This is a genomic window from Brevibacillus sp. DP1.3A, from assembly GCF_013284245.2.
Classification (GTDB): Bacteria; Bacillota; Bacilli; order Brevibacillales; family Brevibacillaceae; genus Brevibacillus.
This window is the reverse complement of the sequence record NZ_CP085876.1, coordinates 178,557-200,000: the sequence shown is the minus strand read 5'-3', so window position 1 is coordinate 200,000 and position 21,444 is coordinate 178,557. Positions and strand designations below refer to the sequence as shown.

Annotated in this window: 22 protein-coding genes (1 of these 22 cut by a window edge); all 22 read right to left on the bottom strand. The window is 48.6% G+C overall.

Features of this window, described 5'->3' with window-relative positions; translation table 11 throughout:
- Positions 1 to 1,220: the 5' portion of a lysine--tRNA ligase gene (gene lysS, locus HP399_RS01170; RefSeq protein WP_173621248.1), read on the bottom strand. Its footprint begins 316 nt before the window's first position; only the first 1,220 of its 1,536 coding nucleotides appear in the window; its start codon is at positions 1,218 to 1,220; its stop codon lies off the left edge, out of view.
- Between the two features lie 102 nt (positions 1,221 to 1,322).
- Positions 1,323 to 1,799 (bottom strand): transcription elongation factor GreA, encoded by a 477-nt coding sequence (gene greA / locus HP399_RS01165; protein ID WP_064203223.1) that lies wholly within the window; start codon positions 1,797 to 1,799, stop codon positions 1,323 to 1,325.
- Positions 1,800 to 2,016: 217 nt separating this feature from the next.
- Positions 2,017 to 3,045, bottom strand: coding sequence for a tRNA dihydrouridine synthase DusB (gene dusB, locus HP399_RS01160; RefSeq protein WP_173621247.1), 1,029 nt, complete (start codon positions 3,043 to 3,045; stop codon positions 2,017 to 2,019).
- 70 nt (positions 3,046 to 3,115) lie between these two features.
- Positions 3,116 to 3,325 carry a helix-turn-helix domain-containing protein gene (locus tag HP399_RS01155; protein ID WP_173621246.1) on the bottom strand — a complete coding sequence of 70 codons (210 nt, stop codon included), beginning with the start codon at positions 3,323 to 3,325 and terminating at the stop codon, positions 3,116 to 3,118.
- A complete protein-coding gene (gene folK / locus HP399_RS01150; protein ID WP_173621245.1) occupies positions 3,277 to 3,807 on the bottom strand; it encodes a 2-amino-4-hydroxy-6-hydroxymethyldihydropteridine diphosphokinase in 531 nt (176 codons plus the stop codon). Before folK ends, HP399_RS01155 begins: the two co-directional genes overlap by 49 nt.
- Positions 3,804 to 4,175 (bottom strand): dihydroneopterin aldolase, encoded by a 372-nt coding sequence (folB, locus tag HP399_RS01145; protein WP_064203224.1) that lies wholly within the window; start codon positions 4,173 to 4,175, stop codon positions 3,804 to 3,806. Before folB ends, folK begins: the two co-directional genes overlap by 4 nt.
- Before the next feature lie 2 nt (positions 4,176 to 4,177).
- Positions 4,178 to 5,365: a dihydropteroate synthase gene (gene folP / locus HP399_RS01140; protein WP_173621244.1), complete on the bottom strand. Its 1,188-nt coding sequence runs from the start codon at positions 5,363 to 5,365 to the stop codon at positions 4,178 to 4,180.
- Between the two features lie 52 nt (positions 5,366 to 5,417).
- Positions 5,418 to 6,263 (bottom strand): aminodeoxychorismate lyase, encoded by an 846-nt coding sequence (pabC, locus tag HP399_RS01135; protein ID WP_173621243.1) that lies wholly within the window; start codon positions 6,261 to 6,263, stop codon positions 5,418 to 5,420.
- 38 nt (positions 6,264 to 6,301) lie between these two features.
- A complete protein-coding gene (tatA, locus tag HP399_RS01130; protein WP_012683944.1) occupies positions 6,302 to 6,472 on the bottom strand; it encodes a twin-arginine translocase TatA/TatE family subunit in 171 nt (56 codons plus the stop codon).
- A 142-nt stretch (positions 6,473 to 6,614) separates the two neighbouring features.
- On the bottom strand, positions 6,615 to 7,976 hold the full coding sequence (locus tag HP399_RS01125; RefSeq protein WP_173621249.1) for an alkaline phosphatase: 1,362 nt from the start codon (positions 7,974 to 7,976) through the stop codon (positions 6,615 to 6,617).
- A 182-nt stretch (positions 7,977 to 8,158) separates the two neighbouring features.
- Positions 8,159 to 8,743, bottom strand: coding sequence for an aminodeoxychorismate/anthranilate synthase component II (pabA, locus tag HP399_RS01120; RefSeq protein ID WP_173621242.1), 585 nt, complete (start codon positions 8,741 to 8,743; stop codon positions 8,159 to 8,161).
- Between the two features lie 17 nt (positions 8,744 to 8,760).
- Entirely contained in the window at positions 8,761 to 10,254 is a 1,494-nt protein-coding gene (locus tag HP399_RS01115) for an anthranilate synthase component I family protein (RefSeq protein WP_173621241.1), read from the bottom strand.
- 120 nt (positions 10,255 to 10,374) lie between these two features.
- Positions 10,375 to 11,307 carry a cysteine synthase A gene (gene cysK, locus HP399_RS01110; protein WP_173621240.1) on the bottom strand — a complete coding sequence of 311 codons (933 nt, stop codon included), beginning with the start codon at positions 11,305 to 11,307 and terminating at the stop codon, positions 10,375 to 10,377.
- Between the two features lie 82 nt (positions 11,308 to 11,389).
- On the bottom strand, positions 11,390 to 12,292 hold the full coding sequence (locus tag HP399_RS01105; RefSeq protein WP_173621239.1) for a peptidyl-prolyl cis-trans isomerase: 903 nt from the start codon (positions 12,290 to 12,292) through the stop codon (positions 11,390 to 11,392).
- A 28-nt stretch (positions 12,293 to 12,320) separates the two neighbouring features.
- Positions 12,321 to 13,193 (bottom strand): Hsp33 family molecular chaperone HslO, encoded by an 873-nt coding sequence (gene hslO, locus HP399_RS01100; protein WP_173621238.1) that lies wholly within the window; start codon positions 13,191 to 13,193, stop codon positions 12,321 to 12,323.
- Between the two features lie 188 nt (positions 13,194 to 13,381).
- Positions 13,382 to 14,326 carry a sigma-70 family RNA polymerase sigma factor gene (locus HP399_RS01095; protein WP_007725227.1) on the bottom strand — a complete coding sequence of 315 codons (945 nt, stop codon included), beginning with the start codon at positions 14,324 to 14,326 and terminating at the stop codon, positions 13,382 to 13,384.
- 250 nt (positions 14,327 to 14,576) lie between these two features.
- Entirely contained in the window at positions 14,577 to 15,536 is a 960-nt protein-coding gene (locus HP399_RS01090; protein WP_173621237.1) for an ABC transporter ATP-binding protein, read from the bottom strand.
- Between the two features lie 25 nt (positions 15,537 to 15,561).
- On the bottom strand, positions 15,562 to 16,479 hold the full coding sequence (locus tag HP399_RS01085) for a C40 family peptidase (protein ID WP_173621236.1): 918 nt from the start codon (positions 16,477 to 16,479) through the stop codon (positions 15,562 to 15,564).
- Between the two features lies 1 nt (position 16,480).
- Positions 16,481 to 17,575, bottom strand: coding sequence for a dipeptide epimerase (locus tag HP399_RS01080; protein WP_048035619.1), 1,095 nt, complete (start codon positions 17,573 to 17,575; stop codon positions 16,481 to 16,483).
- Positions 17,576 to 17,726: 151 nt separating this feature from the next.
- Positions 17,727 to 19,385 (bottom strand): peptide ABC transporter substrate-binding protein, encoded by a 1,659-nt coding sequence (locus tag HP399_RS01075; protein WP_173621235.1) that lies wholly within the window; start codon positions 19,383 to 19,385, stop codon positions 17,727 to 17,729.
- A 117-nt stretch (positions 19,386 to 19,502) separates the two neighbouring features.
- A complete protein-coding gene (locus HP399_RS01070; protein ID WP_173621234.1) occupies positions 19,503 to 20,528 on the bottom strand; it encodes an ABC transporter ATP-binding protein in 1,026 nt (341 codons plus the stop codon).
- Between the two features lie 5 nt (positions 20,529 to 20,533).
- Positions 20,534 to 21,421 (bottom strand): ABC transporter permease, encoded by an 888-nt coding sequence (locus HP399_RS01065; protein WP_370642732.1) that lies wholly within the window; start codon positions 21,419 to 21,421, stop codon positions 20,534 to 20,536.
- Positions 21,422 to 21,444 lie beyond the last annotated feature (23 nt).

The window sequence follows — 21,444 nt, the reverse complement described above, 5'->3', positions numbered from 1 at the left end:
GCCAATGGCGAAATCGCCACAGGATGACCGTAAACAAAGGTTGGCTGAATCAACGTATGCTCCAGCTTTTGCTCAAAGAATTCATTCACTACATGTCCGAACGTATGGTGAGGCTCAACGGATACGCTATGCTCTTTTGCCAAAGCACGAGCTTCATCGTCGCTCATTTCCTTCCAGAAATCGACGCCGAGATTTTCCTTAATCAAATCTACCATGTGTACACGACGCCATTTTGGTGTCAGGTCAATCTCGTTGCCTTGGTACTGAATTTTCATGGTGCCCAATACTTCGTGCGCGATATGAGCAACCATTTCTTCAGTCAGGCTCATGATATCCTGGTAGTCGGCATATGCTTCGTACAGCTCAATCATCGTGAACTCAGGGTTGTGGCGAGTAGAGATCCCTTCGTTGCGGTATACGCGACCGATCTCATACACCTTTTCCAAGCCACCGACAATCAGGCGTTTCAAGTGCAGCTCAATTGCAATACGCATATACAACTGCATATCCAATGCATTGTGGTGCGTGATAAATGGACGAGCAGATGCACCACCGGCAATCGCATGGAGTGTAGGTGTTTCTACTTCCAGATAGCCAAGGTTGTCCAAATAACGGCGCATCGAAGTCAGAATGCGGCTACGAGTAATGAACGTATCGCGAACTTCTGGATTCACAATCAAATCCACGTAACGCTTACGGTAGCGAGTCTCGATATCTTTGAGACCATGGTATTTCTCAGGCAGTGGACGCAGTGATTTGGTCAGGTAGGATAGTTCCTTTGCTTTTACACTGAGCTCGCCAGTTTTTGTTTTGAAAACAACACCAGTTACACCGATCATGTCACCGATATCAGCCAAATCAAATACTTTGCTCAGCTCTTCGCCAACGGTATCCTGACGAACGTAGATTTGAATCTGACCGGAACGATCCAGCAGTTGAGCAAAGCTCGCCTTACCCATTCCACGTTTCGCCATCAAGCGGCCTGCAATCGTAACCACGTTCTCTTCCGCTTCCAGCTCTTCCTTGCTCTTTTCGCTAAAAGCTGTTGTTATATCTGCAGCGTGATGCGTTTGCTCGAATTTTTTACCGAACGGATCAAAGCCCCACTCACGCAATTGATTCATTTTGTCGTGACGCACTTGAAGAAGCTCGTGGAGCCCTTCCTGTTGCTGTTCTTCTTGTTGAAGGTCCTCTTGCTGGAGGTCTTGCTCGTTTGCCATTTCACTCACTCCTCTAGAAAATGCCTGCATTAACAATTTTGTACAGACTTTTATAATAGCGATACGGCGTACCTCGCAAAAGGTACGCCATAGATCGACTGCTTACAGGTTAATATCAAGAATCTCGTACTGAATGACTCCTGCCGGTACGTTTACATCAACAATCGAGCCTTTTGCTTTGCCGAGGAGCGCTTGCCCTACCGGGGACTCGTTGGAAATCTTGTTGTTCATCGGATCGGATTCAGCAGAACCTACAATCGTGTAATCCATAACATCACCGAACTCGAGATCTTTCAGCTTCACGCGGGAACCAACGCTTACAACACCTGTATCTACATCTTCATTTGTGATGATGCGGGCATTGCGCAGCATTTTTTCCAGGGTCAGAATGCGACCTTCAATGAACGCTTGCTCATTCTTTGCTTCTTCGTATTCAGAGTTCTCACTGATATCTCCAAAGCTAATCGCTTCTTTAATACGAGCAGCTACTTCCTTACGTTTAACCGTTTTCAAATCTTCAAGTTCTTGTTCCAGTTTCGTTAAACCTTCTGGTGTAAGGATGACTTCTTTTTCAGACATGGTTCAATTCCCCCGTTTTAAAAAATGATTCCATTTATACTGGGTAAAGTACAAAGGATTATATGTAGATGTTCTATACAATATACAGCAGAATGCAATCGTCTGTGAGGTTCAAAGGTAAAGCTGCCAGTGTGGACTGGCAGCTCGACTCCCAATATTACGGAGTATTATAGGATATGAAGGAACCCTTGTCAATGTCTGGAATGAACCACCAATTTTAGTAGCTGACAGCCTCATCACTTGCTGTTTCCAGCGGTTCTTCACTGTCATCTGCATAGTTTTCGATCCAATCGACAAAGTTCATGAGGACGCTGCGAAGCTCCTCTTCTGTCTCAACCGCATTCACGAGATTTTTCGTATGCGTCGAGCCCTTCAAGCCTTTCAAATAATACGCCGCGTGCTTACGCATTTCAAGAACGCCCACTCGCGGACCCTTCAGCGCGATTAAACGCTCTGCGTGCAATAAACAAATATTCATCTTTTCACGTGCGGATGGCTCCGGTCCGAGCTCTCCCGTCGTCAAGTATTGAATGGTGCGATACAGCATCCATGGATTCCCGAGTGCAGCGCGTCCAATCATGACACCATCGCAACCCGTTATATCCAGCATGCGTCTCGCATCCTCAGGAGTAGCGACATCCCCGTTACCAATCACCGGAATCGAAACGGTTTCCTTCACCTGACGGATCCAGTCCCAATCAGCTTTTCCTTTGTACATTTGTACGCGGGTGCGTCCATGAACAGCAATCGCTTTGCCGCCTGCACGTTCTACTGCCTTGGCGTTATCCAGTACGTACAGATGATCTTCGTCCCAACCCAATCTCATCTTCACGGTAACCGGCTTGTCGACCGCGTCGACCACAGCAGATACGACTTCGTAGATTTTATCTGGATCGAGCAACAGACGCGCACCTGCATCACAGCTCGTAATTTTCGGCACAGGACAGCCCATGTTGATATCAATGATATCCGCATTCGTATGCTGGTCTACATATTTCGCCGCACTCACCAAAGTTTCCTTGTCTCCACCAAAAATCTGCAAACTTAGTGGCTTTTCGCGTTCGTCGACAAACAGCATATCCATCGTTTTTTTGTTTCCGTGCACAATACCCTTGTCGCTTACCATCTCGGCGCAAACCAATCCAGTACCGAACTCCTTGGCAATCAGACGAAAAGCAGGATTACAGACACCTGCCATTGGAGCGAGAACTACGTTGTTTTTTAACTCGATATTGCCGATTTTCATCTATTTTCGCCTCCTTATTCCCGCTTAGTCGGGGTCTTGGAGAGGACAATCCTATCCAAACTTCATTACATCACCTATTTATAGCACATAATTCATCGTAGTCTACCTGTAAAGTGCTGGCGATCTTCCGTAATACAGGCTCTGTTGGCATACGAGTTCCTCTCTCTAGTGATCCAACAAACGACAGTGACACTCCCATCTTGTCCGAAAGGGACTGTTGCGTATACCCTTTTAGCTTTCGGAAGGACCGGATTCGATTTCCCAGTTGATTGCTCCCCACTCACGTACCCCCTTGTGATCTTCTACCAATAAGGAAAGATAATGATCAATGGTCTGGTTATGCTCAGGTAAAACGCCGCCTTCCCAAACGTCTCGAAGCGGCACGAGTACAAAAGCACGCTCACTCAGCCCAGGATGAGGAATCATGAGATTGTCTTGCGAAACACGAGATGTCCCGTACAACAGTAAGTCAATATCAATCGTTCGCGGTCCCCACCGAACCGTTCGCACACGACCTAGCTCTCGCTCTACTGACAACGCCGTCTCTAGCAGCTGATCCGGGCTCTGTTCTGTTTCCACAGCGATCGCCATATTCAGAAATGCGTCTTGTTCGACGTTACCAAATGGATCGGTCTCATAAACAGAGGAGACACGAAGCACGCGAATTCCAGGTTGCTCGTTCAATCTCTGTATCGCAAGGCGCAAGTTCTGTGCCCGATCCCCAAGATTGGAGCCTAACGCCAAATACGCACAAACTGTCATGAAGCAAAATCCTCTCTTCTACGGATCATCTCAATCGCAACCGACTCATAATGCCCATTGATCGGCGGATTCGGCTTGGTCACTTTTGCTTTAACTTCATGCAAAGGGAATTGCTCCAATAAGCGTTCTGCTATCACAGCAGTCAGTTTTTCTACCAGATGAAATCGTTCACCCTCGACAATTTTTTGCACACAAGTAAAGATATCGGCGTAATTGACTGTATCGTGAAGATCGTCACTTGCTCCGGCCTTGGATAAATCGAGCGATAGCTCCAGATCGACATAGAACCGTTGGCCCAGCTCAGCCTCTGCTCCAAACACACCGTGGTATCCGTAAAAAGACATGCCATTGAAGTAGATTTTATCCAAGGTTAAATGCCCCCTTTTAGCATCGCATCCATCATCTTCGTCACGCGCTTCATTTCTTTGACATCATGCACCCGTACCATATGGCAGCCTTTTGCCGCCCCAAGGGCAACTGTCGCTGCGGTACCTTCGACTCGTTCATCTACAGGCACGTCGAGAACATGACCGATCACCCGCTTGCGTGAAGTGGCAAGCAGAACGGGATAGCCCAGCCCTACCAGATCATCCAACCTGCGCATCGTTTCGAGATTTTGCTCAACAGTCCTTACAAACCCGATCCCCGGATCGAGAATGATACGCTCCTGTTTTACCCCTGCCTGCAAGGCGATCTGTACTGACTCACGCAAGTCTTTGATATAGTTTGGGAAAAAGTCGTGATAGTCCGTGTCTTCCCGATTGTGCATCAGGATAATGGGCACATTGAGACGAGCAGCTACCTCTGCCATCCGCGGGTCACGCTTCGCTCCCCATACATCATTAATGATATGTGCCCCTTCTAAAATAGCCCGTTCTGCAACTGCCGCTTTGTATGTGTCAATGGACAGCGGAACAGACAATTCCTGCGAAAGTATCCGAATGACTGGTAGCACTCTGTCCAGCTCCGTCGCCTCATCGACTGCTTCCGACCCCGGACGTGTCGATTCACCGCCGATATCAATCAGGTCAGCTCCGGCCTCAACCATCGCACGCGCTTGTGCCAGTGCTGCCTCCACATCGACATAGCGACCGCCATCTGAGAATGAATCAGGTGTCACATTCAAAATGCCCATGACTAGCGTACGCTCCCCCAGTGGCAGAACATACTTACCACAGTTCAGCTCGCGCCGCGCACGAAGCTTGGCAGGCATAGCTAAAACTTCCCGTACCTCTGCCGCCAACGCTCGTAGTTCTTCTGTTTGGGTTTTCATATGATCCAACGCCAAATCCATCTTCGTGTGTGAAGCCAACAGCAGCACGTATTTTTTGTCGGAAGTACCTGGTTGGTCTGAAAGAATGGCTTCCGCATCAAAAGAGTGCATAATCTCTCTCACACTCTGTGCTGTTGCCACACTCATGTTTTCCGTGTGAATCTTCAGGCTCGTCCCTGCTTCCGCCATGCGTTCGGCTTCCGCAACAGGAACACCCCTTTTAACAAGCTCCGATACCATCTCAGCGAAGGTCGCAGCATGGATTCGAAATGAATTGTATTTCATGATCAAACTCCCTTTATCCGTCTTCGCACATTGAATAGTAGCATACCATAATTTACTCGCTAGCCGCTACAGACTGACGGTAGGCGCGGTGCAGTTCGCACGAATATGTACCATATGTCGAAGGGACGGATTGCCCGTCAATTTCGGTAATCGGAACGATCTCTTGCACGGAATTTGTCGTAAAGACTTCATCAGCGTTGAGCAGATCTTCCAAACGATATCGACCTTCTTCGGCAGGCATCGATAATTGCTGTGCCAAAGTCAAAACATGTCGCCGCGTTACACCATCAAGAATGCCCGTATCAATAGAAGGGGTAAACAACTTGCCGTTCTTGACCCAGAACACATTGCTCACAATTCCTTCCGCCACGAAGCCATCATGCGTCAAAAACAGACCTTCCACATCGGGACGGGCGCCGAGTTCTTGACGTGCAAGGGCATTGTTTAAGTAATTGTGCGATTTAAAGCGCTGCTGGCCTTCCGCTGTCTGTCTAGCCAACGCCAATGTCTGCAATCGCTTAGGAGGAGGAGGTACTGCCAGAGGTGCTACAGGTTTGGCAAATACGAATAAGGACGGACGCTCGTACCCCCCTGCTACCAAGCCCACTCCTTCTGCGCCAGCCGTAATACTCAAGCGGACGTAAGCATCACGCAACTCGTTGGCATCTATGGTCATCAAGATGGCGCAAGCGAGCTCTTCCTTTGTCCAAGCAGGTTGAATCTGCAACGCAAAAAGCCCGGAACAAAGCCGGGCGTAATGAGCATCCCATAAAAATAGCTTGCGGTCGTATACACGTAACGTTTCAAACAAACCAATACCGTACAAAAACCCGTGGTCCAATACCGATACTGTAGCCTCGTGAGCCGGACAAATCGTCCCGTTAACATAAACGTGCATCTGCGCTCTCTCCCGATAATATAGTCGAGAGCATCATATCACATCTTTTTCTCCTCTTCATCCGGCGTCAAATCTTTCATCGACAGCTTAAATTCATTCAAAGTCTGTCCGACTGCACGACCAATCTCCGGCAGCTTCTTCGGTCCGAAAAGCAACAAGGAAATGATCAAGAGCAAAATCAATCCGGGAATACCGATGCTCGACAGCATTGCTGGCAACACTCCTTTTCCTGTCAATTACCCAGTCTCTTCAAAGGATGTGCATAAAGCACCCAATCTACTCCCAGCCCCAAGCGAAAAAGACTACCACTGTAGCATGGTAGCCCATCACTCACGAAAATTTTACTTTCGCTTATTTCTTTCCACCCAGGATTTCGAAAATGACATCCGCGTTTTTCGTGTTGTCGATCAATCCAGATACTTTCTCTTTACCAGGACCATACGCATAGACGTTTACATCTTCCCCTGTGTGTCCACCTGTTGTCCAGCCAGTAAAGGAGCGTGTATCGATAATCGCTTCGATGGCATTATCAATTTTCACTTGGTCTTTTGTTTCAGCAGCTTTCTTCACAGACGCGATTTCTTGCGGAGTCAGCTCCAGGTCAATGTACTTCTTGAGTGTTTCCTCTACATTTGCACCTTTTGCAATTTCAGTCGAAATGAAATCAGGCGTACGTTTCACTGCTTTAATTGGCTCTACCAAGAAGTTGTATTCATCTTTAGCCGCTACAGACAATCCACCCGTGGAGTGGTCAGCCGTTGCGATAACCAGTGTATGGCCATCTTTCTTCGCGAAATCAATCGCTGCTTGGAAAGCTCGCTCGAAATCTTCCATCTCGCTCATTGCGCCAACGATATCGTTGTCATGACCAGCCCAGTCAATTTGGCTTCCTTCTACCATCAGGAAGAACCCATCCTTGTCCTTGCTCAGACGATCGATTGCAGCATTTGTCATTTCTTCCAGGGAAGGTGTTTCCTTGGAACGGTCGATCATTTTGTCCATTCCGCCATCTGCAAACAATCCGAGAATTTTGCCGTTTTTGTCGTCCAATAGTTCGCTCTTCGAAGTAACGTAGCTGTAGCCATCTTTCTTAAACTCTTTCGTCAGGTCACGATCTTTACGAACGAAGTTTTTCAAGCCACCGCCAAGCATCACATCGATGGAATGCTCGCCGTTAATTTTCAAATCATAGTAATCATTCGCAATCGCATCCATGTTCTTGCGGCTTTCGTCATGAGCACCATAAGAAGCAGGGGTAGCATGAGTAATTTCGGAGGTAGCTACCAAGCCAGTAGATTTACCTACTTTTTTCGCACGCTCGAGTACGGTTTCTACTTCTGATTTGTCGTTGTCTACCGCAATCGCATTATTGTATGTTTTTTTACCAGAAGACATCGCCGTAGCAGCAGAAGCGGAGTCTGTAATGTTTTGCTTATGGTCTTCTGCGTAAGTCATTTGTGCACCGACCAAATATTTATCGAATTCTGTTGGCTCCATCAGTGGAGTCGAAGGGTCGTCCTTCATGTAACGATGTGCAGTTGTGTAAGCAGTACCCATACCGTCACCGATCAAGAAGATTACATTTTTCACTTTTGCGTTGTTATTATTTTCTGCTGCTTTTACAAGACCTGTAGTAGGACCGAAGAACGCTGTAAAAGCCAGCGAGGAGATTACTGCAACAGGAACGAGCTTTTTGGGGAATGTACGGAACATCATGTACCTCCTAAGAAATGAATTATTATTTATTTTCAACTAGATTGTAATCTTCCAATATTGAGAAATGACGTGGGGAATGTAAAGAAGTTTAAGGAAACAGTAAAGATAGATTTACATTTGTCGAAGAACACAAAAAAACCGCCCTCGTAAAAAGGCGGTTTTCTTGTCGTATCTATGTGTTAACCTGTCGTATGGCGCGCGTATGCAGTAAGGAAGTTCTTCAGCAATTGCTTACCGTGCTCCGTAATAATCGATTCAGGGTGGAACTGGACGCCTTCAATTGGGTACTCTCGATGGCGCACAGCCATAATTTCGCCTTCGGCTGTCCGGGCGGTTACTTCCAGCTCACTCGGAATGGACACTTCCTCAATAATCAAGGAATGGTAGCGTGCCGCCGTAAAGGGAGAAGGAATGTCCTGAAAGATAGTTTTGCCATCATGGAAAACTTCAGACGTTTTTCCGTGCATCAAGCGCTCGGCCCGAACGACTTTTCCGCCAAACACTTGCCCAATGGACTGATGACCCAAACAAACACCCAAAATCGGAATATTTCCGGCAAAATGGCGGATAACATCCATGCTGATCCCCGCTTCATTTGGTGTGCACGGTCCTGGAGACACCATCAAATAATCAGGTGCCAATCGTTCGATTTCTTCCAGTGAAATTTTGTCATTGCGATACACTTGTAGCTCTTCCCCAAGCTCTCCCACATACTGCACCAAATTGTAGGTAAAGGAATCGTAGTTATCAATCATCAAAATCATCGTACACTCATCTCCTCTCAACTCATCGTTCTCTGCTCGCTCAACTCAAGCGCTTTCCACAACGCTTCTGCCTTTTTCAATGACTCGGCATACTCGGCCTCTGGAACCGAGTCAATCACGATACCCGCTCCAGCCTGGACATGAGCTACGCCATCCTTGATCACCATAGTGCGGATGGCAATGTTGACCTCGATATCACCATTGAAGCCAAACCAGCCGATTGATCCCGTATAGACGCCTCGCTTGACTGGCTCCAGCTCTTCGATGATTTCCATCGTGCGAACTTTTGGCGCTCCGGTGATCGTCCCTCCTGGAAAAGTCGCTTCGATCGCATCAAGCGCATCCTTGCCTGCTGCCAACTCTCCTTTGACATGAGAGACGATATGCATGACGTGGGAATATTTCTCCACGACCATGAATTCGCTGACCTCCACACTGCCAAAGCGACAGACACGGCCCATGTCATTGCGCTCCAAATCAACCAGCATGACATGCTCTGCGCGTTCCTTTTCATTATCAATCAGCTCACGTGCCAATGCATCGTCTTGCTCATCCGTTAATCCACGCGGACGTGTACCGGCGATCGGACGCGTATGCACTTCCTTGCCTTTTACCTTTACAAGTAGCTCTGGCGAGGCACTAACTAATTGAAATTCAGGGAAGCTCAGATAGCCCATATAGGGAGAAGGATTCAGCTTGCGAAGCACATCGTACACTTCCGGGGCAGTCACCTGCACTGGCTTACTTTGCCGTACCGACAGATTGACCTGAAAAACATCCCCTTGGGCGATGTACTCCTGCACCCGACGAACGGCATCCTCGAATTGGTCTTTGGCAAAGGATACTGACGCTGGCACTAGCTTGGCAAGCGGTTTTTTGCGCAAAGCTTCCCAATCTGTCTCATCGCGATCCATTGCCAATGAAGCAATCGAGTCCATGCGTTTTTCCAGGTGGAATGCTGCTTGTCGATAGCTCGCTTCGGTCAAATTGTCCGCGCTCAAATGCGTCAGGCAAATGATCTCTCGGGTCTCATGATCAAAGACAAGAAGGTCTTGCATTATCATAACATACAGGTCTGGTAACTGTAAGTCGTCAGTCGCTATCTGTGGCAAGCTCGGCTCAAAAAAGCGGTTCATCTCATAGCTGATATAGCCTACGGCGCCCCCAGCAAAATCTGGCATACTTGGAAGCACAGGCGTACGGTAACGAGAGAGCAGCTCTCGTAAAGCATTCAATGGGTTGTGAGTCTCTATGCTCTCGATTTTTCCTTCTGGGTACGAAACGATGGTTTCTCCTCGCTGACTGCGCAGCGTAGCAATAGGCTCATATGCCAAAAAGGTATACCGCCCAGCTCGTCCACTTTCCAACAGGACAGCATGTTGCAGAGAAGGCTGTAGTTTTGTGAGCACCTGCCACGGATCCATCGTCGAAGACCACGGTTTACGCAGGGCAAGGGGGACCAACGGATAAGATAAGGCATACGTCTGGCAATCAGCAAAGGTAGGGAACATTCTTCCTCTTCACGCTCCGGTTTTCACTATTTATCCGTTCATTATATAGTTGCCTGACACAAAAAGAAAAGACCACGTCGCCAACGTGGCGCTCCGTGGTCTTGCGGTATTTTTTTACAATTAATCTTCGAACTGATACAGAGGCGTGGACAAATAACGCTCACCATTCGAAGGAATGACAACGATCACTTTTTTGCCTTTGCCGAGCTTCGCTGCTACTTGCAGAGCCGCATGGATCGCTGCTCCAGAAGAAATCCCGCCGAGAATACCTTCCTGACGCGCAACACGACGCGCGGTTTCAAAAGCGTCCTCGTTTTCTACCTTAATGATTTCGTCGTAAATTTGTGTATCGAGAATATCTGGAACAAAGCCAGCCCCGATACCTTGGATCTTATGTGGACCTGGTTTGCCGCCAGACAAAACTGGCGAAGCCGCAGGCTCAACAGCCACGATTTGTACATTCGGATAGTGTTCACGAAGAACCTGCCCTACACCCGTAATCGTTCCGCCTGTACCAATACCGGAAATAAACGCATCTACGCCGCCGATTTCCTTCGCTTGGTCCAACAGCTCACGAGCAGTTGTCTCACGGTGAATGGCCGGGTTTGCCAGGTTTTTAAATTGTTGCGGAATGAAATACGAGCTATCTTCTTTCGCCAGCTCTTCCGCTTTGCGAATCGCTCCGCCCATCCCTTCGCTGCCTGGTGTGAGAACCAGCTCCGCACCATAGGCACGCAACAGGTTGCGTCGCTCAATACTCATCGTCTCTGGCATGACCAGAATAGCACGATATCCTTTTGCAGCAGCAACCATCGCGAGTCCAATACCGGTATTTCCGCTCGTAGGTTCAATGATGGTATCACCCGGTTTCAGACTTCCATCTGCCTCTGCTGCCTCAATCATCGACAACGCAATTCGGTCTTTTACACTGCTGCCCGGATTGAAGAACTCCAGCTTCAAGTAAATGTCTGCAATATCTTCGGTGACAATACGATTCAGCTTTACAAGCGGAGTAAATCCAATCAAATCGGTAATGGAATTAGCCACGCGCATATGTTCTGCCCCTCCTATTTTCAATAACCGAGTAAAACGCTAGGATTTATTGACATAATTATATCAACGGTAGCCTATTTGGTCAATGAGGCATTTGCCCAGAAATCTGGACCCCTACCGATTTTCGCAATCGCTCCAGCACGACATCTAGCGACTCGACCTGGGCAAATGCGATTTCTCGGCGCAGCTCATCTTTTACCTCTTCAAACGTCCGTTGACTGGCTTCCCTGCGCTCTGTCAGTTGGTAAATGACGTAATGATCTTCTATTTTGATCGCTTCGCTATATTTGTCTTTCTCCAGCTTTTCTACAATGGGCTTCGCCTCGTCGGGCAATCGATTATCCTTGATGGAAACCCAGCCCACGTCGCCGCCGTTCACCGCTGTATCCGCATCAATCGAGCGCTCTTTGGCAATCGTCTGAAAGTCTGCCCCGTTTTTTACATCAGCCAAAACTTGTTCCGCTTCTTTTTGGGAAGCCACGACGATTTGTCCTAAACGCATCTGCATCGGTCGGGTATAACGGTCAGATCGGCTGTTGTAGACGTTTAGTACTTCTTCATCCTTGATGGTCATGTCCTTCGTTGCCAGGGTTTGCAGTAGGATTTGGTAAGAAATCTCCTGCTTCAGGGCTTCCACGGTCGTCCCCGCTTGTTTTAACAGCGCAGCCTCAAACTCGCTATCTGTCCGACTGCCGTAGCTGTCGCGAATCTGGGAAAGCTCTTGGTCCAGCTGCTTCGGATCAACCGTGATGCCGGATCGCTTCGCCTCTTGAAAAACGACTTCCCGATTAATCATGTCGTTTAGCACTTGCTTACCGAACTTTTGTTTCAGCGCCGTTACATACACATCGTTGCTAATCGTCTTATCCCCTACGATGGCGGCAGGCTGCAGCTTGCCTGATGCCTGGTACCATGCCCAGGTAACGGCAAGCAGCAACAATACAAGCGCCCCAATGAATGCCCACAACCCTTTTACGTTGGTCATGCCAACACTCCCCTACTTGACGCCGCGCTTACATGTCTTTCAGGATGTCTTCCAACGCGGATCTGTCATAATGGTAACGTTCATTACAGAAATGACAGTGTACTTCTGCTTCGCCCTGTTCTTCAATCATACCTTCCATTTCTTCGCGTCCCATGCTGATCAGTGCCTGAACAACCTTATCCGCTGTACATTTGCAGCTAAATTGAATCTCCGTGCGGCTCAGGATTTTTGGCTCATCCAATACGCGGGCCAAAATCTCTTCAGGAGTCAAACCTTCGCCAATCATGCGAGAAACCTGTGGAAGCTGTCCGAGGCGTTCTTCAATTGCTGCTACAACCTCTTCTGGCGTATTCGGCAACAGCTGAAGAATAAATCCACCCGCAGCCAAAACAGAACGGTCCTCAGGGTTAACCAGTACACCCACGCCTACTGCTGAGGGCGTTTGCTCGGACATCACAAAATAATAAGTGAAGTCTTCCCCAATCTCACCAGAGACGATCGGCGAACTGCCTTGATACGGCTCCTTGAGACCGAGATCTTTCGTTACGTACACAAACCCGTCTGTTCCCACTGCACGCGCTACATCGAGCTTACCTTTATCGTTTAGCTCAAAGTGGACATGCGGGTTGGTTACATAAGCGATTCCTTCACCATGTGCGTTGGCTTCCGCCATGATCTGCCCGATTGGTCCTCCTCCTTTTACTTTGACATGGAGGCTCTCGTTTCCTTTTAACATAGCCCCCATCATCAAGGTAATAGTCAGCGTACGTCCCGCTGCTGCTGTCGCTGTATTCCACATGTCGTGACGACGACGCATTTCTTCGACAGATTCTGTCGTGCGTGCGGCAAATGCACGAACATGCCCATTAAAACCGGTTGCTCTTATCATATAATCGCCCATGTAGCGATCCTCCTTTTCAAACTACCTCTTTACATAGTGAAAAAAACATGAAGCTATCTTACCAGTTTACCACAAGGAGAAAAAGACTACGCTTCTCCCACTGTGAGTCTGACACTTTGTGAATTCGACCATTTCTGACAGAAAAGACCCCTCTGTAAGAAGAGGGGTCGAATTAACTAAATCCTATGTTAGGTTAAATAATCTTTTAATACGTGTGAAGCTTTTTGCGTACGCAATCGGTCAATCGTCGTCGCTTCAATTTGGCGAATACGCTCGCGGGTAAGACCGAACATTTTCCCCACTTCCTCCAGCGTATACACTTGATCATCATAGAGACCATAACGCATGGAGATAATTTCTTGGGCGCGGGGACTAAGCCGCTCCAACGCTGCGCGCATTTGCGAGCGAAGATCTACCTTTTCAATCCAGTCATCCAGAGAGGACAACCCATCATCCATGATTTCTGCGTAGCTCAAGCTCTCGTCTTCATGCCAAGCCTGCCATTTCTCACTATCCAGCTCAGCGTCGATGGACTCCATCTTCATCATTAAAGCCAGTTCGATGGCTTCCACCTTTTCTAGTGGAATATCCAAGAGTACGGCAATCTCCTGCCGATCAGGCGTACGGTTCAATGCGTGGACGAGATGTAGTACTTGCTTCTGATACTGGCGAATCTGCTCATGCATGTGGACAGGAATGCGAATCAAAGTTGCTTTGTCGTTGATGGCACGGGTGATCGCTTGAGAGATCCACCAGTGTGAGTAATGATAGAGACGCACGCCACGTCCCACATCAAATTTGTCAATCGCGGTAAACAAACCTATCGTGCCCTCCTGAATCAAATCCAGGAACGGCATCCCTCTTTTCAAATGGCGCAAAGCGGTACTAACTACGTATCGTAAATAGGCGCGCACTATCGTTTCACGTGCTTCAAGATCGTCATCCCTTTGATAGCGAATCAGGCAAGCAAGCTCTTCTTCTTTGTCCAACATGGGTGTTGCAGCGACGCTTTCCAAAAACAGTAGAGCAGAAGTGTCCGATCGAAGTGATCTAGGAACAACAATTCCCAACTGTGTCTCCACTTCCCGCCAGCGACGGGGAGTTGAATGGAACGAGGAGGTACTCAGAGTCATATGCAACCCTCACTTCTCTGGAATGGAAGTTCACGATGAAGTAGGTGAGTCACGGAATGTTTTACTGTATCCGTATTTCGACAAAACCTGTTTGATTCCTGCCAGTTAACAGAATATTAACAGTTCTCCTCTCCGAATAGTTGATGTAAGCCCTTTCATAGTTTAGAGTTAAAAGTTTATGAAGAAAAAGCCATCCCATTATCGAGGGATGGCAAAAAGACAATGTCGAATCTTCTGATAAAACAGAAGGCTACTGATACAAGTGACAGGCGACGAAGTGGTTGTTGTCTACTTCCTGCCAGATAGGCTTCTTTTCGGCGCATACGGCTTTGGCTACCGGACAGCGTGTACGGAATACACAGCCGCTAGGTGGATTGATCGGGCTGGGAACGTCACCTTCGATAATGGTGCGCTCACGGCTTTTCTCCAAGTCGGGATCGGGGACAGGAATGGCCGACAACAACGCTTGCGTGTAAGGATGCTTCGGTGATTCGTAAAGTATTTCACTGGCAGTCATCTCGACCATATTGCCCAAATACATGACGCCAATACGGTCACTGATGTGCTTGACCATCGCCAAATCATGCGCGATAAACAAATACGTCAGCTTTTGTTCCTGCTGCAATTTCTTCATTAAATTAACGACCTGTGCCTGAACCGAAACATCGAGTGCGGAAATCGGCTCATCGGCAATGATGAAGGTAGGATTGACGGCAAGCGCCCGAGCAATCCCTATCCGTTGTCGCTGACCACCGCTGAACTCGTGCGGGAAACGGTTGGCATGCTCTTTTTGCAAACCAACCATCTCTAACAGCTCAATCACACGATTCATTCGTTCTTTCCCTTTATATAGCCCGTTCAGATACAGGCCCTCCGAAATGATTTCCGCAATGTTCATTCGGGGATTCAGAGAAGCATATGGGTCCTGAAAAATCATTTGCATATGGCGTGTCAGCTTACTCCGCTCAGCAGATGATGCCTGATGGACATTTTGCCCGTCAAAAATAACCTCACCTGTCGTCGGTTGATACAATCCGATGATTGTACGGCCTGTGGTCGATTTTCCGCAGCCAGATTCCCCTACCAGTCCAAACGTTTCCCCCTCGTATATATCGAAGGAAACATTGTCCGCTGCCGTAAGTGAGAGCCCTTTACCCAACGTAAAGGTTTTTGTCAGGTTCTTTACCTGGACCAGCTTCTTTCGTTGCATCTGGCCACTCCTCCCCGTTATCCGTTTACCAGTATCGTCTGGAGACGCAATGTTCCTTTTCGAGCTTGTAGCCATCCAGCTTGACGATCTCGATGGCGCTTCGTGAATCCGGAGAATGAATCATTTCGCCATTCCCCATGTAAATGCCCACGTGATGGACTCTGCCTTTCCCCTCTTCATGGGCAAAAAACAGCAGATCGCCCGGAAGCAAAGCATCTTTTTCCACGAGCTGTCCGGCTTTTGCCTGATCAGAAGCATCACGTGGAATCTGGAGACCGACAGATCGGTGCATGTTGTATGCAAATCCCGAGCAGTCATACCCGTAAGAGGACATGCCGCCCCATAAATAATGCAGGTTGAGGAATCGCTTACCCGCTTCTACGATTGCCTCTCCACGATTACCGGAAAGCTCAATGGGCTCGTTTGCTTTCACGATTTGGACGTCTGCTTTTGGCAAAAGTCCTGTGCCGTTCGCTGTCGCTACCGTTACCCAGTCCGCGGTTTCCTCGATCAGCGGCAGTTTGGTCAAAAACGCAAGCTCCATGTCTGGTTTTTGGTCAGGTGTATGTAGACGGGTAAACGCCGCCGTGACCATCGCCAGATTTTGGCCTTGCTGTACCTCAAAAGCATCTGACCACGGTGCTAGCTGACGAGACGGAACCCAGCCCGGATAGCCTGTTGCGTTTTTGTTCGTAGTCTGATCAGGAATCAGAATTTGTGACCATTCCCCTTGCTCCTCGACTACCTCTACACGCGTACCGTACAGCGCTTGTGTTTGAATCGCGTTATTGTCGTAAAAACCAAGCTTCTCCTCAACAGTAAGGGAAGCGAGCCAGCTTCGTGCATCTACCGGCGATTGGAGTGCCACTTGGTCCATATCACGCGGCGACTCCGGCTTGGTCCACACAGTGGCGACAGAAACAGAAACAATGGCAGATTTCATCTTAGTTCTCCCCCTCCCACAGGCTGACGGAACGAATACCGAGCCCAGACTCTTCTGGCATGCGCATCAAGCGTCCCTCGTACGTTACGCCACCTTCTATGCCATCGTGCAAAAGCATCAACGGAGCATCGAAATCAAAGCGGGTGATATTCTTCTTACTAGCTGCAAAATGAGCTGCCGCTGATACAGCCAGACGCGATTCGATCATGCTGCCAACCATGCATGGAATACCGTACTCTTCAGCCAATTGGTTGATCAATTGTGCTTTGTAAATGCCGCCAGCCTTCATCAGCTTGATATTAATCATGTCAGCCGCACGGTTTTGCAAAACCTGCAGGGCCTGTGCTGGTGAAAACACACTCTCGTCAGCCATGATTGGCGTATCGACCGAGTCTGTTACCCGCTTCAAGCCTTCCAGATCATGCGCTTTTACAGGCTGCTCAATGAGTTCGATGCCAAGACCCATGTCCTCCATTTTGCGAATGGATTGCACCGCTTCTTTTACATTCCATCCCTGGTTGGCATCAAGACGAATCTTCACCTGATTGCCCACGGATTTGCGAATTTCCTGGATGCGCAAAATGTCATCCTCGATATTGTCCTTGCCGACCTTGATTTTCAGTACGTTAAAGCCTTGCTTGAGATAGGCAGCCGCATCCTCACCCATTTCTTTCGGGGAGTTCACGCTGACGGTATAGTCAGTTTCCAATTGGTCACGGTAACCACCCAGGAATTGATACAACGGCATTCCTGCGCGCTGAGAAATGAGGTCGTACAACGCAATGTCAACTGCTGCCTTCGCACTCGTATTTCCTACCATGGATTGATGCAAGGTTTGGAAAACTCGTTCATAGGCAAGCAAATTCAAGCCGATGAGCTGAGGTCTCATCGTATTCATAATCGCCGACTCGATGCTCTCGATGCTGTCTCCTGTAATGACGACGGTTGCCGAAGCTTCGCCCCACCCGACCATACCGTTGTCGCAGGTGATTTTCACTAAAATGGACTCCAGACTGTGCACCGTACGCAAAGCGGTTTTAAAAGGCTTTTTCAATGGAACAGATATTCGTTTTACTTCGATGGCTTGAATAATCATGTTTTCCTCCATCTTCTCCAGTACTCGTGCTTTCTTTAGTTGTGTTTTTTCTAATAGACATACTAAATTATAGCACTATTAAAAATTCTAGCAAAAAAGGGGGGAGAGTCATTCCATCCGCCTGAAATGACTTCTCCCAACTCACTCTTTCTTACTTCACGACAGCTTTTCTCAGGTCTGTGTAGCTCAGTGAAGAGCTTTGAATACCACTCACCTTGTCGCTTGAGAGCAAGGAAGTGTTGTAGAAATAAAGAGGTGCGATTGGTGCTTCATCCAACAAGAGTTTTTCTGCATCATGGAGCAGCTTCAGACGTTTTGCATCGTCTGGCTCCTTGTATGCGTCTTGGATCAGCTTGTCGAATTGCGCATTGCTCCAGCCCGTACGATTGCTTGCTGCCTTCGATTGGAAAATGTCGAGGAAGTTGATCGCATCACCGAAGTCAGGCAACCAGGAAGAACGAGCAATTTGATACTGCAATTGCTTTTGCATATCCGTCAAAACTTTTCCTTCAACTTTTTGCAGCTTCACATCTACGCCCAGCGTCTGCTTCCACATTTCTTGCGCGGCTTGTGCCGTTTTTTCGTTAGCCGTTCCGCTGCGGTACGTGAGTGTAACCTCTGGCAGCTTTGTGTAGCCTTTTTCTTTCATTCCTTGTTCCAGGAGCTTCTTCGCTTCATCTCGGTTGAAGTTCACCAATTCTCCGCCTACCTCACGGAATTGTCCTTCACCGTTAGCATCAGGCAAACCAAAAGATACGAAGCCTGTTCCCGGTTTTTGTTGACGCATCAGCACCAGGTCGACCAGCGTTTGACGGTCAATCGCCAAGCTAAAGGCTTTACGAATATTGGCGTTATCAAATGGCTCCTTCGTTACGTTGAAACGATAGAACTCTGTACCTGCTCCATCACGCACGAATACTTTGCCGTCTTTGAACAATTGGTCTGCCATGTCTGCAGGAACGGTTGTCGTTCTATGCAGCTCTTCGTTCGTAAACATTTGATACTCGGTATTCTCGTCATCAATCATTTTCCAAACGGCACCAGGCAGGGTTACATTAGCCTCGTCCCAGTACGTATCGCTCTTCATTATTTTCAGTTCACTGTCATGTGCCCACTCTGTCAGCTTGAATGGTCCGTTTCCAACAAAGCTTGCTGCTTCTGCCGCCCATTTCGGGTCTTTTTCTACAGTTGCTTTGTGTACAGGGAAGAAAGCTGGGTTGGATGCCAACAGGAGCGTCCAGGAAGCTGGTTGAGCGAGAACGACCTCTAGTGTCTTGTCGTCCACGGCTTTTACTTTTACGCCATCCGCCGGTCCTTTCCCGCTGTTATATGCCTCCGCGCCCTCAATAATGTACGCAAGGGATGCTGCCGGAGATGCTAGTGCAGGATCAAGCATGCGTTTCCACGCGAATTCGAAGTCCTGAGCCTTTACCGGTTCACCATTGGACCATTTGTTGTCACGCAGGGTAAAAGTGTAGGTTTTTCCATCCACGGAGATTTTCCATTCGGAAGCGGCCGCTGGTTGAGGCTTTTGATTTTCGTCCAGGCGAGTCAAGCCTTCCATCAAGTTGTTCAAAATGTTATAGGACGGCTCATCGAAGCCAATCGGCGGGTCCAATGACGTCGGTTCCTTGATATTATTCAGCAAGAGGAGCTTTGCCGCTTGATCACCCGGCGTCGGAGCGTTTGGCTGAGCTGTGTTGCCTGGTGCAGGCTCACTCGGTGCAGCTGGTTGACCCGATGTACATCCAGCCATGAGCATGGACACACCCAGCGTAGCCGTCAGCAACAATGTTGATAGTTTTTTCACTGTTTCTTCCCCCTTATTTTTTTGTTTTTGTATGACGTAAAAGGCTAGCGCCGTTAGACGACACCCTCTTTTACACGAATGAAGCCGGGCTTGACCACTGCCCTCGACAGCCATGAATCAGGTCCCCGTTGGTGGCTGCATCGACGCCAGCAACTTCTTCGCCCGTGGGTCCTGCAACCAACAGGAAACTGCGTGTTTGCTATGGACATGGGTCTCCGCAGGCTGGTAATTCCGACATACTTCCAACGCGTAGTCACAGCGCGCAGCGAATGCACAGCCAATTGGCGGGCTGAACAAATCCGGGGGTGTTCCAGGTATGGGGCTGAGCGGAATAGAGCGATCCGCATCCAAACGTGGCATCGACGCCAGCAAGCCTTTGGTGTAGGGATGCTGCGGATTGTAAAAAATGTCGCGAACAGGTCCGGACTCTACCACCTTTCCGGCATACATGACATTGACCCGATCCGCAATCTTGGCGACGACTCCCAAATCATGCGTGATAATAATGATCGAGACTCCCGTCTTTCGTTGAATGCTTTTGAACAGCTCGATGATTTGCGCCTGAATCGTTACATCCAACGCAGTCGTAGGCTCATCCGCAATCAGAATGGACGGCTTACAGACTAGCGCAATCGCAATCATGATCCGTTGGCGCATCCCGCCACTGAACTGATGGAGGTACTGCTTGAGACGACTTTCTGGATTAGCGATCCCGACCAAGGTGAGAATTTCAATCGCTTGCCGCTTGGCTTCGCTTCTGGTTACCTTTTGATGGCGAACGATTCCTTCCATGATCTGTTCGCCAATCGTAATTGTCGGGTTGAGCGACGTCATCGCATCCTGAAAGATCATGGAGATTTCTTTCCCACGCAGCTCGCGCATTTGCTTTTCTGGCAGCTTTGCCAGGTCCTGCCCTTTAAAATGAATGCTTCCACCCGCGATTTTTCCGATATGCTCCGGGATCAGACGCATGATGCTCCTTGCAGTCACGCTCTTCCCACATCCGGATTCACCAACAATCGCCAGTGTCTCCCCTTTGTTCAAAGTAAAGTTCACGTCCCGAACAGCGTTCACTTCACCGCCATGCGTCTTGAATGTGACCCGAAGCCCACTGACTTCCAGCAGCTTTTCCGTTTTATCCATGTTGCCTACCTCCTTGACTTCGGATCGAACGCATCGCGCAAGCCATCACCGAGCACGTTGAACGCAAGCATCGTCAGCGAGATGAGGAAAGCAGGGAAAATGAGCCGCCACCAATGACCGGACAAAATGGTGGGGAGTCCATCGTTAGCCATCACTCCCCAGCTAGCCATTGGCGCCTGAATACCGAGTCCGAGGAAGCTCAGAAACGCCTCTGCAAAAATCGCAGATGGAACAGATAACGTGACATAGACAATGATGATGCCAATTGTGTTGGGCAGCAGATGCTTGCGAATGATGTAGAAAGGCTTTGCCCCCATTGTCTTTGCCGCCAGTACGTACTCCGAGTTTTTCATTTGCAGGACCTGACCGCGTACAGTCCGCGCCATCCCGATCCAGCCTGTCGCACTTAACGCGATAATAATGGTTAAAAGTCCGGGTCCCATGACGACCATCAGCAAAATCACAACCAACAAATAAGGAAGTCCGTACAAAATGTCGACGAAACGCATCATGATATTATCGATTCGCCCGCCCAAATATCCGGCAATTCCTCCATACAAGACACCAATGAAAAAATCGATAAGTGCTGCTGTCAAACCGACAAACAGGGAAATCCGCGCACCATACCAAACACGAGTGAACACATCGCGACCAAAATCATCGGTTCCAAACCAGTTCGCTTCCGATGGCGGCTTGTTTTTCATAATAATCGACTGTTTGGCGTATTCATGACCAGAGATCATCGGTCCAATCGTAGCCATAACCCCAAGCAAGATAATAACCACCAACCCCATCAGGGCCAGCTTGTTTCCTCGGAGGCGAAGCCAAGCTTCTTGCCAAAACGTCAGTTGAGGTCGCACAATCGCTTCCGCATTGAGGTTGTCTTTTCGCATGGGGATAAATAAATCATCAGAAA